Here is a 12,157-nt window from a genome sequence, read left to right as displayed (position 1 = left end):
TTTTTTGCTTTAAATAAACTCTTTAATAATTCCCGTCAGTTTCATAATTTCTTCTTCTGTATTAAAGCTATGAAGGCATATTCTCAACCTTTCGCTTCCTTCTTTTACTGTAGGACTGTATATAGCATAGGTTAAAAATCCTTCTTCAGATAAAATGTACTGTAATTCTTTCAGTTTGTGATTATCCGGAATTAGAATAGCCTGAACCGGACTGGTTTCTGCTGACGGAGACTGTAAATTTCTACCTCGGAAAACTTTGATGTTATTCTGAAGTTTTTCAGCCAGTTCATGATTTTGATCTAAAAATTCATATCCTGTTTTGATGCTCATCCATTGGAAATCCTGTGCTGATGTGGTATAAATGAAAGGACTTGCAAAATTGATCAGGTAAGATTTCACTGTTTCATTACAGAGAATAGCTGCTCCATGAGCCCCGAGAGCTTTTCCATAGGTCACCACAACTGCTGAAACATGGTTCTGTAACTGTAATTTTTCAATCAATCCATATCCAAAAACGCCGAAGGCGTGGGCTTCATCAACAATCAAAGAAGATTTATATTTGCTGGCAAGGGCAGCGATTTCCTGAACAGGAGCAAAATCTCCTTCCATCGAATAAAGACTTTCTATCGCGATATAACAATGTCCTTTCTGTCTTTTTAAAATATTTTCAAGATCTTCGATATCATTGTGTTTGAATTTCAGTTTTTTAGCATTGGATAGTTTGCAACCATCATGTACTGACCGATGAATTTGTTCGTCCACAATAATGGCATCATGACGGCTGGGAAGCGTTGAAAACAAAGCAAGGTTGGCATTATATCCGGATGGGAAGAGCAATGCCGATTCAAAATGATGTTTCTGCGCAATCTCATTTTCCACGGAAACTGCAATATCACTGTTTCCGCTAATTAACCTTGAACCTGTGCTTCCCGAAAGCAGTTGAGGGTTATCCATAATCTTTTGCAGCAGTAATTGTTGAAGGTCTTTACTTTTTGCAAACCCCAGATAATCATTGGAATAAAAATCAATTCCATCGGATTGAAGCCTCAAACTTCTTAAGGTTCCCTTCTCTTTTCGTTTATCAAGGGATTCCTGAAAATGGGAAGTATTGCTAAGCATAATTTAATTGAGCTACTTCTTCTGTAATCGCATTAATCCACTCTTTATGCAGTTCTTTTTCTATGTCCAGAATATGGTCTGCATGATGCTTCCAGTCTGGCGAAAACTCATTGAGCTGATGAATCATTTCTTCCAGATGTCCTTCTTCTTCAAGGATAATAGATTTTACCATAATTTTAGAAGAAGCTTCGGTTAGTGCCTGCTGATAAACAGGGTAAAGTTCATCCGCCCGAACCTCAATAGCATAGGTTACGAAAAGATAGGCAGCATATTTGATATCTGTTTTATTAAGTTGGAAAGCTTCCTGAAGATAACGACAGGCTTTAATATCTAATGAGTGAAGATATTGGCTTGTTGCGATAGGAGCCAGAAGTTCTGTGCTTTCATAGGTTTTGCATAATTCAGGGTTTATTTTCCCAATCTGCTTTTTTAAATAATAGGCGTGGCGGTGCTCTTCAGCAGCATGTTTCAGCTGGATTTGAGAAACTAATGTTGGATGTTCACATTTTGATATTTTTCTTGCACCGGCATTTTCCATAAATGAAAGCGTGTTCAGCCATTTGGCGTGGATACTTCCTTCCTGTACAATTTTTTTTAACAGATGATGAAATTCCATAGATTTTTATTTTGATGTCAAAAGTAGTATATTGCCGGATGGTTACACTGTGCCAGTTTTGATATTATGGATAGTCCGGTTAAGATTCCTTACGAAAGTTTTATAAAAATTGATAGAAAATCAGAAACATCTATCTATATGCAGATTGCCAATCAGCTGATCAATGCCATCCAGAGAGGGTTTCTTCCTTTTGGCACGAAGCTTCCAGGCACAAGAACTTTCAGTGAAATGCTGGAAATCCATAGAAATACAGCCGTAGCAGTATATGATGAACTCTCTGCACAGGGCTGGACAGAGAGTTTTCCGAATAAAGGAACTTTTGTGATTGGAAAAGATCAGGAAAAACCGGTTAAATTGAATGATTTTAAGCAAAATAACCTTCAGAATTATCCTGTTTCGACTGGTTTTTCATTTAAAACGTCCAATATTTTAGATAATCCTTTCGAGCATTCCAATTGTGAATATATCTTTAATGATGGGGTTCCGGATATTCGTTTGACGCAGATAGGGCAGCATTCAAGATTTTACAGTTCTATTTTAAAACGTAAATCTAACCAAAAAGCGTTTGGACATTATAATCATGACGGAAGTGAATTTTTTAAAGAACATTTATCCCAATACCTGAATCTTTCCCGTGGACTTCCTATTTCTAAGAACAATCTTCTCATTACCAGAAGCACGGAAATGAGTATTTATATTGTTTCCGAGATTCTTCTTTCCAAAGGTGATACCGTATTGGTGGGAGCTTTGAGCTACTTTTCAGTCAATATGATATTTATGAAAGCTGGTGTTGACATTGTTTCAATTCCGATTGATGAAGAAGGAATTATAGTAGAAAGCGTACGGGAAGCCTGTAAAAAGCAGAAAATCCGGATGCTTTATCTGACACCGCACCACCACTATCCTACTACAGTTGCATTGAGTGCTCAAAGACGTTTTGAACTGCTGGAGCTTGCCAATGAATACGGATTTATCATCCTGGAAGATGATTATGATTATGAATTTCATTACGATAAAAGTCCCATTCTTCCTCTTGCCAGTGCTGATACCAACGGAATGGTGATCTATATCGGTTCTTTCGGGAAATCTCTGGCACCGGGATTCAGGACAGGATTTATTGTGGCTCCTGAGAATCTGATGACAGAAATGCGTAAATACTTGGGAATTATAGACCGTCAAGGCGATATTCTGATGGAAAGAGCACTTGGAGAAATGATTGCAGAAGGAGAAATCAACCGTTATCTGAAGAAATCTTTGAAAGTTTATCAGGAAAGGCGTGATTATTTTTCCGGATTGCTGGAAGAGAATCTGGGTGAGTTTATCTCTTTTGAAAAACCCTCCGGTGGACTGGCTATATGGCTGGAATGGAATATTCCGCTGAACCTGATGCAGCTGAGTAGAAATTGTGCGAAGGACAATCTTTTTATTCCTAAAACATTGTTATATCAGAATAAAGGGCTTACGGCTATTCGTTTAGGTTTCGGAGATCTGAATGTTGAAGAGATGAATAAAGGAATTGAGGTGTTTTCAAAAAATGTGAAGGGATTGATTGGGTGATGAGATCTCTCGCCGATTGAATAAATTACGGCTTCACTTACTGAAAATCTTTGATTTTCTTGCGTCTTAAAAATGCATTAATATTAAAAAACTTGCGCCTTTGCGACTTTCCAAAAAAAAGATTATCTTATTTTTGAACGCGAAGGCGCAAATAATGACCAAAACAATGTGTTTTAAGGCGCGAGGATTTTATATGCGATAAAATTGATACTGTATATTCTTGCTTTGAATAGTAAAAGTGAAGAGGCTACGTCAAAGTGTCATTCTGAACGAAATGAAATGTAGTGAAGAATCTCTTAGTTAAATTATAATGAGATTCTTCCTTCGTCAAAATGACAAAGCCACAAAAACCACGTCATTTGACTTTTGAGATAACCTCTTCTCTTTATTAATGATGAGAAGGAAAAATTATTTTGTTTTTCTTATGCTTCGGTTGCTTCTTTTTTCTGTTTAAGTAGATGATAAAACCGGTGATGGGAAGTGAAGTTGCAATAATAGCTGCCAGAAAATAAATAATTCTGGTGGTTATTCCCAGAATACTTCCGGTGTGAAGATCGTAATTTCTTTCCCTTAATGCGGTTCCATATCCGGTATTTTTGTTTTTATAAGATTGAGATTTTAAAACTTCTCCTGAATACTGATCAAAATTAAACTGTTCATTCCTGTATTGTCTTGCGTCATAGGTCAACTCTGCATAATAAGTTCCTTCTTCCGATCTCGGAAAATTGACAAGTGCTGATTTTTTGTCTTTCATCCCTTTTTCCATGGTATTTCCAATGAGATTGAGAATGTTTTTTCGGTTTGAAAATTCTTCGGAAGGAATTGTACTTTTGGCTTTCTTTTCTGTTGGAATGTTTCCGTTCAGTGTATTCTTTACCCATTTATCTACATCTTCAAAGCTCCATATCAATGCAGAATAAGATATTAAAAGTAAAGGAATGATGGCATAGAATCCTAAGACATTATGAGCGTCATAATTGATTCTTTTCCAGTTGGCCGATATTTTAATGAAAAACATTCCTTTCAGCATGGCTTTACTCATTTTTCGGGGATACCATATCACAAGCCCTGATAGAAGAATCAAAGCAAATATCAATGTGGAATAACCGGTAATCGTTTTTCCGATTTTCTCACCTAGCAGAAGTCTTCGGTGAAGATCCAGTACAATTTCAAAGAAGTCCTTTTTGGCATCTTCTACTTCCTGTACTTTTCCGGTATAAGGATCCACATAAATCCGGTAATAATAAAGATAGGTTCCCCAATACGTCCATGCTTCATTGTCCATTTTTAAGGTACGAAATACATACGTTCGTGAGGGATCGGAAGGCATCACTACACTTTTGACTTTCAATCCTTCAGGAAGTACTTTTTCTGCTTTTTCCGTAAGTTCAGCCAATGAAAGTTTGTTTCTTCCAATGTTTTCAACATAATATCGGTTGGGGTGAACAATATGTTTAAATTCTTCTTCAAAAGCCAGGATACATCCTGTAGCGGCCATGATAACAACTATAAGCCCGGACGTGAGTCCGAGCCATAGATGTAACTGATAGGCAATTTTTCTGAATTTCAGCTTCATTCTTAAAATTTAAAGCTTACCTCAGCAACGAAGTTACGAGGCATCTGAGCGACTACCACTCCCTGCCCTGCGAAATATTGTGCATTCCCCAGGTTGTTCATTTTAAATCCTAATCTGTATCTTTCTTTTTCAAGGGAAATGGAAGCATTCACTAAAGTATAGGCAGGAAATACAAATTGTCCGGTAACCACTTTATTTCCTGTAATCTGTTTTCCAACACGGTTTACCCCGAAACCAATTCCCAGTCCCTGAAGTCCTTTGATCGGAAGAATATAACTGATCCATGAATTGAATACATTGGCAGGACCTGCAGATTCCGGACGGCGCCCATCTACAGCGGGATCAGCCTTTTCATATCTGCTGTGATTGTAGCTATATCCGGCCATAATATTTAATCCCTGAACAGGGTTCATGATAGTTTCGATTTCAATCCCTTTACTTCTTTGCTTTCCATCCTGAACAACAATATTGTATTCTTTTCCGTCACGGATCACTCCGGTTCCTCTCTGGATATTATCAACAAGGATATCATAGTATCCAACCGTGAAATTCACTTTATTCCTCCAAAGATTTCCCTTGATTCCAACTTCCCACTGATTGGCCATCTGAGGTTTCATTTCCCCGCTAATGTCCGGAAGCTGCTGCGCAACAGGTGCTGTATAGCTGAAACCGTTCATATAATTACCATAAGCAGATAACTGGTCTTTAAGGATCTGGTATACGATTCCAACTTTTGGAGACCATGCAGTCTGACTGAAATCACCGGTACGTTTGTTATCATTCAGATTAAGCTGTCCTTTACTTTCGTAATGATCCATACGCAAGCTTAAAAGCGTAATCAAACGGTCCGTAATATAAGTGACGTTTGAAATATAGGCTCCATAAAGGTTGGATGCGGAATTATTTCTCACTAAAGGTGTTTTGCCTGCCTGAATGGCTGCCTGTGTAAATGCCTGGATTTTTTGAAGGGCAAGATCTTTAGAAATATTCGGGTATCCTTCTAAGCTTTGTCCGTTGACATTATCAAAGACTACAATTGGAGAATGGTTATTATTAATTGTCTGATTCAGATAATCCAATCCGATCAATACTTTATTTTTAATTTTCCCGATATTAAATTGTCCATTGAAGTTCTGCTGAACACTTGTAGAAGAAGCTTCAGAGTTCTGCCACTGTACATTACGTTCCAGCAGGGCATCACTGGTTGTCCCTCTGATAAACTGGTATTGATATAATCCTTCCGTTTTTCTGAAGTTTCTTGAAAGCAAGGTTTGCGAAGTCCAGTGATCCGAAATTTTGTAATTAGCCTCTGCTTTTACATTAATAGACGGAGCTTTTAAGGTCATATCATTGTTGGAATATGATCTTTTCCAGTCAAAGCCTAGTTCATCAGGATTATGGGCAAAATATTGCCTTGTTCTCGGAAGGAAAATAATCGGAGTATTTGTTCCTTCATAATTATAAATCTGAGCTCCCAGGTTAAATTTCAATCTTTCATTAACCTGGTAGCTTACAGTTGGGGCTACAAAGAATGATTTTCTGAATTCGGAATCCCTGAAACCATTCTGATACTGATACGCTGCATTTAAACGGAATAACATATTTCTGGATTCTGTAATCGGTCCGTAAACATCGGCGGTAACACGGTTCAGGTTGTAGCTTCCCATCAGATAAGAAGCTTCTCCTCCGAAATAATCTTTCGGTTTTTTGGTTACCGCATTAATCAGGCCTCCAAACGAAGTTACCGCGCCTCCATACAACGTTCCTGAAGGTCCTTTGATGACTTCAAGACGTTCAATATCTGCAGGATCGATCTCACCATTGGTGGTTGCAGGAACACCGTCTACCATCGATACTTTCGTAGGGAAACCTCTAAGGCTGTAGTAGAAACTTCCGTCTCCCGAGCCTCTTCCCGGACTTCCCTGCATTTTTACCATACCCGGAACATTTTTCAATACTTCCGAAATATCATAAGTAAGCTGTTCCTTCATAATCTGCTGATTGATGCTTGTATAAGCCTGTGGATTTTCAAGAACTTTCAAAGGCATTTTGGCCACTGAAGTACTGTCTTTATCCAGAAATTTATTTCTGCTCACTGCATATACGGTAATTCCCTCTATCACATTATTGTGTAAAGGAGCGTAGATCGCAGGAATTTCGTAGACATCTTTCTGAATGTGGATGGGTTCCCTCATCAGTTCAATGTCATTTAAAACCACCTGAAGCGTATATTCTCCAGGTGGCACATTTTCAAAGTAATATTCTCCTAAATTATTGGTTTTTGCCTGATAAGACGTATTGACAAGTCTTAAAACAGCATTTTTTACCGGTGCTTTTTCAGACAGCATGATTTTGCCATGAACTCTGTCGCCCTGCTGTGCAGAAAGCGAATTGGAAGATAAAGCAAGACCAAGAAGTAATATAAGGGTTTTAGATGTTTTCATGCTGTAATTTTTGTAACAGTGGATAGTTTATTTTACCGTTTTGTGATAAAGGAAATGTTTCTATATGTTCTATGCGTACATATTGTGGATTAATACGCAGTTTATTTTTAATGGTTTCGGTGATGATCTGAGGATCTATTTCCGGATTGTCATACAATACCACAATTTTTTTATCATTGGCATTCAGACATACGAAAGTATTGCCCTGCATTTCATTTTTAAGGATAAATTCTACCTCATCCAGATTAAGACGTATTCCGAAAAGCTTCATGATACGTTTTATTCTTCCTGTGATATAATACATCCCGTTTTCACCTTTTCTGGCGGTATCTCCGGTATGCAGTACAGAAGGCTGCTCGTACGTTGTCAAATCGTCCAGCTTATTGGCGTAGCCTCCGAAAATACTGATGTGTGAAAAGAGAAGTTCATCGGTTTCAGGATCAATTCTGAAACTTCCGTTGTGTACGGGCGTTCCGATAGAGGTTTCTCCCTCCAGCAATCCTTCTGTAGTAAGATAAGCCATTCTTCCTCCAGCCTCAGTCTGGCCATATTGTGCAAAGAATTCTTTTTTAAATTCATGACAATAAGAGAAAATGGTTTTTCTCAATTCAGCGTTAATTACTCCGCCGGTATGGGTAAAATACCTCAGACCTGGAGAATCTTTTCTGAAGAATCCTATTCTGTTCAGATTTTCATAAAGAAAGGGAACTCCACCCAAAGTACTGTAACCGTACTCCTCCATTTCATCCCAGAATGCTTTCTGCATAATGTCTTTATCGGTACAGACAATTCTTCCGGCACGCATGCAGTTGGTGGTGAAAATAGAGAATCCGTACACAAAGTTGATCGGAACGTTTAAAGGAACTACATCCGTTTTCTGAATCGGCATATACTGAAGGATGCTCAATGCGTTCTGATAAAGACTTTCATCAGATAATTTAACCAGTTTTGGAACACCTGTTGTCCCTGAAGTACTCAAAAGGATTTTGATGTCAGGGTGAATGGTAACTTCACTCTTATAATCATCCTTTGCGAAGATGCTGATGTTGTCTGAGAATGATTTCAGAGTATATCCTTCAATAGCTTCTCTTTGTGGGTCAAAGATGTATTTCGGACGGTATTCTGCCTCAATACGTTCTTTGAATTCTTCATGCAGTTTCTGTCCCAGTACCGCAATCGTGTGCGCTGTTCCGTAAAAATTGAGAAGCACCTCAATGCTTGGCAGCTGATTGTCATTGTATAAAAAGAGCAGTCCTTTTTCTACAGGATTTAAGCCTAAAGACCGGTACAGTGTTCCCACCGGTATTGTTGTACCGGTGGAAGCATCTGTAAACGCCAGGTTCTTATTGGCAATTACATTTTCTAAAATTTTCATAGGCTTAGTTTTCTACGAATACATCGTATTTTTTCATTTTTTCACGAATCTTGCCGACGGTTCCCATCTCCAGAATATCGTTAAAATCAAACTTGATCTGATAAAACTGTTCAAGGGCTTCTACGATCAGAAGATGAGACATAGAATCCCATTCCGGGATTTCCTGATACGTAAGCTTTTCATCTACCAGTTCTTTTTTTATAGCGATGGCAGAGGCGATAATTTCATAAAATTCTTCTGTAGTGTTCATTTTAAATTTTTATAGTTTTCCATTTTCCATTTTTAAAAATCATTAGGAATAGCACAGCTAAAACAATCTCCGAAGAAACGATAGCGGTAAATATTCCTCTCAGTTCCCAATGAAGTCTTACCCCTAAGAGATAAGCCATAGGAAGCTGTATCACATAAAACATGACGATATACAGCAGGGTAACCTGCATGATATTTCCGGCTGCATTCAAGGCACGGCTGATGACCATGGTGAATCCTAACAGCAGATAAGCCATTGATACCACGTGGATGTACTGCACCGCATATCCTGCAACTTCAGGTTCTGTAGTGAAAAATTTCACCACATATTCCGCAGCAATCTGCCAGAATAAGGCTACAATGACCAGATAAGTCATGTTGATGGTTCCGGCTCTCCATACTGTTTTTTCAGCACGTTCCGGTTCTCCGGCACCGAGATTCTGTCCTGTAAGCACTCCTGCTGCGTTTCCTATTCCCCAGGCAGGCATTGTTGCCACCGAAGCAATACGCTGGGCAATAATATATCCTGCAAGCGCTGTAGTTCCGAAAGTGGAGATGATCTTCACCATAATCAGCCAGCTGGATGTTGGGATAATATACTGAACCAATCCTCCAAAGGCGAGTTTCAGAATCTTCTGCAGCAATGGAATATCAAGCTGTAAAGGAACTCTGATGCTGATGCTGGTTTTTCCTGTGGCAAATACAAAAGCCTGGTATAAAACGCCTAAAAGCCTTGATAAAACTGTAGCATATGCCAATCCCATCAATCCGAAAGCAGGAATAAATCCTAATCCGAAAACAAGGATTACTGCAAAAATGATATTGGAAATATGGCAAATCCAAAGTGATTTCATCGCAATATCGGCATCACCGGCACCCCTGAAGAGTCCATTTACAGAGAGACGGAGAATCACAAGACCGATACTCAGGAAGACCAGTCTCGAGAAAGAAACTCCTTCGGTTACCGTACTGGCATTGATTCCCAGAAAATCAACAATTTCTGATGCAAAAAAGCAGGAAACCCCACCAATAAGCACTGCAAAAAACAGGGCCAGCAAGATGATGTATTGGGCTGTTCTTCCCATTCCTTCTTTATCTTTTTCGCCTGCTCTTCTGGCGGTAAGGGTTGCTGCTGCAATTCCCAAACCTACTGCGATGGCATAAGCGAAGTTGATGTAGTTATCAGTAATTCCCACAAGCCCAAGAACCTTGTCGCCTAATTTTGCAATAATCAATAGATTGACACTCACAAAAACAGATTCCATGACAAGTTCCATCACCATGGGAATGGCAAGACTAAAGATGGAACGGTTGATACTTCCGGAAGTCAGTTCAACTTTCTTTCCGGCTATGGCTCCATACGTAAAAACCGCTCCTTCTTTTAGTATATGCAGGAATTTCCTCATACTGCTGCTACTGAATTTTTATTGGCAATCTGATACAGCGGATTAGGCAGCGCTCCGTCTTTTCTCGGAATGGCAAATGCCTTGTTTTCACTGTAACCGTTATTTTTCAGACGCAGACTGTTAATATAGAATCTTTTGAATACCGGCACGTACAGGTCATATTTTTCGTATCGTTCCTGAAGGTGGGTATTCTCAGCTTTATAATTTTTTACACAGTTGTGAACCAGTTCCCAGAATGTTTCTTCATTAAAGTTGGAATACGTATGCAATGCATTCGACAGATATCTGAAGAAAGCATCAAAAACGCCAAGCAAAATAAACAACGGGATATTTTCTTTGTTGGAAGACTGGATCAAACCATCTGCAAGGTGTGCAGGAAGTTTTTCTCTGGCTTCTGTAGTAAGTACAATATCATCCACAAAGTCTTTGATGACAATTCTCTTCGGAACTCCATTTTTCAAAACAACCATAATATTTTCCCCATGAGGCGTTACACATAATGAATGCGTGTAATAGATATGTAGCAAAGGAGTAAGATAAGCATTAAGGTAGCTTTCAATCCATTCTTTGATACTCACTCCTGCTTTTTCTGCGAATGCCTGAACCAATGGAACTCCACTTTCGTCTACGTACAGTAAAGAAGCCATCGTCACCATCTGTTCATCCTCTTTCAGATAGTTTTCAGCACTTTCTCTCCATAATGCGCCAAGGAATTCATTATACTGATATGGAACGTTGACAATAGCTCCGTATTGAGGGTGCAGATAAGTAATAGCAGCTTCTTCTCCCAGGAAAATAGTTTCTTTATTTTCCAGATAGGCGTCATCTTTTATTAAACCTTTTACCCAATCTGTAATAGCAGGAGCAATTTTCATCTGTTTAGGTGATAATCCTCTGATATTCCCTGTGCTCAGAATAGAAACCGCCGTTTTAAGGTATCTCTTTTTAGGATGATCTACATTGAATAAAGTACGGATACTCTGCTGCGGACTGTAGGTGTCACTACCCTCACCCAATTGTATTAAAAGTCCGGAAGCAATATCTCCCGCAAAATGTATCTGAAGCTTGTGCTCCCACTGCCATGGATGCACAGGAATAAAGTGATAATCTTCAACAATTTTTCCTTCGCTGATCAGTTGCTGCTGAAAATCATTATACAGCAGGTCTCCTATTTCGGAACGATAAAACTCATCTCTGTCAATATGTTCCAGAGACTGGAATGAAGATCTGCTTTTATGGGAAGCCAGCCAGATCACTTTTAGATTCTCATCGGCTTCAGGGGCAAATGTTTTCAGGTCTTTTGGAGAAAAACCTAACCGGCTTTTGTTCACAATTACCCAAGGATGTCCGGTCATATTATGCTCTACAGTTTGATAATCCGCATCCGCAAGATCTTTTGAAGACATCACTCCTCTTGATAAGATTAAAGCATCACAATACAAAGTATGCAGTAATTCTTCTGTATATCTTGCAATGGTATAAGGGTCTAAGTCAAAAACTGATTGCATTTCCAGAAAGAAGGCCGCTACATCTACCGAAGACAGATCTTCACCGTTTTCTGTTTTTGTAATGCTGTCTTTATCAATATGCCAGTAATCCATCATTCTTTCCTGTCCGTGGAAGCTGTAGACAATATTTTCAACTCCGGTTTCAAGGGTAAAAACAGTATATCCGTTTTTATTTTCAAAGGTTACCACAGGTTTCAGAAGCTCTTCGTGCATCAGTTCTGAGATGGTTTTGGCCATTAGGTTTCTGTTGGCCTGATTCCAGTTTTCCTGGCTTATTGTATTTTTTAAGTTGGTGTTCATTTTTTGA

At 38.9% G+C, this 12,157-nt stretch carries 9 protein-coding genes; 1 reads left to right on the top strand and 8 read right to left on the bottom strand.

The genetic code is table 11. The features are described from left to right. Positions 1-9 precede the first annotated feature (9 nt). Complete coding sequence (locus tag PZ898_RS03605) at positions 10-1,119, bottom strand: pyridoxal phosphate-dependent aminotransferase family protein (protein ID WP_277694814.1); 1,110 nt, start codon at positions 1,117-1,119, stop codon at positions 10-12. Then, the gene (locus PZ898_RS03600) at positions 1,112-1,735 is read right to left on the bottom strand and encodes a hypothetical protein (RefSeq protein ID WP_062669553.1); all 624 of its coding nucleotides are present in this window, start codon (positions 1,733-1,735) and stop codon (positions 1,112-1,114) included. The genes PZ898_RS03605 and PZ898_RS03600 overlap by 8 nt, the downstream gene beginning before the upstream one ends. Before the next feature lie 66 nt (positions 1,736-1,801). On the opposite strand from PZ898_RS03600, the gene PZ898_RS03595 reads away from it, so the two are divergent. Beyond that, positions 1,802-3,292 (top strand): PLP-dependent aminotransferase family protein, encoded by a 1,491-nt coding sequence (locus PZ898_RS03595; protein ID WP_277694813.1) that lies wholly within the window; start codon positions 1,802-1,804, stop codon positions 3,290-3,292. A gap of 388 nt (positions 3,293-3,680) precedes the next feature. On the opposite strand, the gene PZ898_RS03590 is transcribed toward PZ898_RS03595, so the two are convergent. Genes PZ898_RS03590 through PZ898_RS03565 form a run of 6 tightly spaced genes read right to left on the bottom strand, consistent with a single transcriptional unit; the run spans position 3,681 to position 12,150 of the window. Next, positions 3,681-4,868 (bottom strand): PepSY-associated TM helix domain-containing protein, encoded by a 1,188-nt coding sequence (locus tag PZ898_RS03590; RefSeq protein ID WP_277694812.1) that lies wholly within the window; start codon positions 4,866-4,868, stop codon positions 3,681-3,683. Between the two features lie 2 nt (positions 4,869-4,870). Further along, on the bottom strand, positions 4,871-7,312 hold the full coding sequence (locus PZ898_RS03585; protein ID WP_277694811.1) for a TonB-dependent receptor: 2,442 nt from the start codon (positions 7,310-7,312) through the stop codon (positions 4,871-4,873). Next, a complete protein-coding gene (locus tag PZ898_RS03580) occupies positions 7,299-8,687 on the bottom strand; it encodes an AMP-binding protein (RefSeq protein WP_277694810.1) in 1,389 nt (462 codons plus the stop codon). The genes PZ898_RS03585 and PZ898_RS03580 overlap by 14 nt, the downstream gene beginning before the upstream one ends. A 4-nt stretch (positions 8,688-8,691) precedes the next feature. After that, on the bottom strand, positions 8,692-8,937 hold the full coding sequence (locus PZ898_RS03575; RefSeq protein WP_002979498.1) for an acyl carrier protein: 246 nt from the start codon (positions 8,935-8,937) through the stop codon (positions 8,692-8,694). A gap of 1 nt (position 8,938) precedes the next feature. Next, complete coding sequence (locus tag PZ898_RS03570) at positions 8,939-10,342, bottom strand: MATE family efflux transporter (protein WP_277694809.1); 1,404 nt, start codon at positions 10,340-10,342, stop codon at positions 8,939-8,941. Continuing rightward, positions 10,339-12,150 (bottom strand): IucA/IucC family siderophore biosynthesis protein, encoded by a 1,812-nt coding sequence (locus PZ898_RS03565; protein WP_277694808.1) that lies wholly within the window; start codon positions 12,148-12,150, stop codon positions 10,339-10,341. Before PZ898_RS03565 ends, PZ898_RS03570 begins: the two co-directional genes overlap by 4 nt. Between the last annotated feature and the right edge of the window lie 7 nt (positions 12,151-12,157).

This window comes from Chryseobacterium sp. WX (assembly GCF_029542485.1).
GTDB lineage: Bacteria > Bacteroidota > Bacteroidia > Flavobacteriales > Weeksellaceae > Chryseobacterium > Chryseobacterium cucumeris.
The sequence above is the reverse complement of the archived record's forward strand: the minus strand, read 5'-3'. Positions and strand labels throughout refer to the sequence as shown.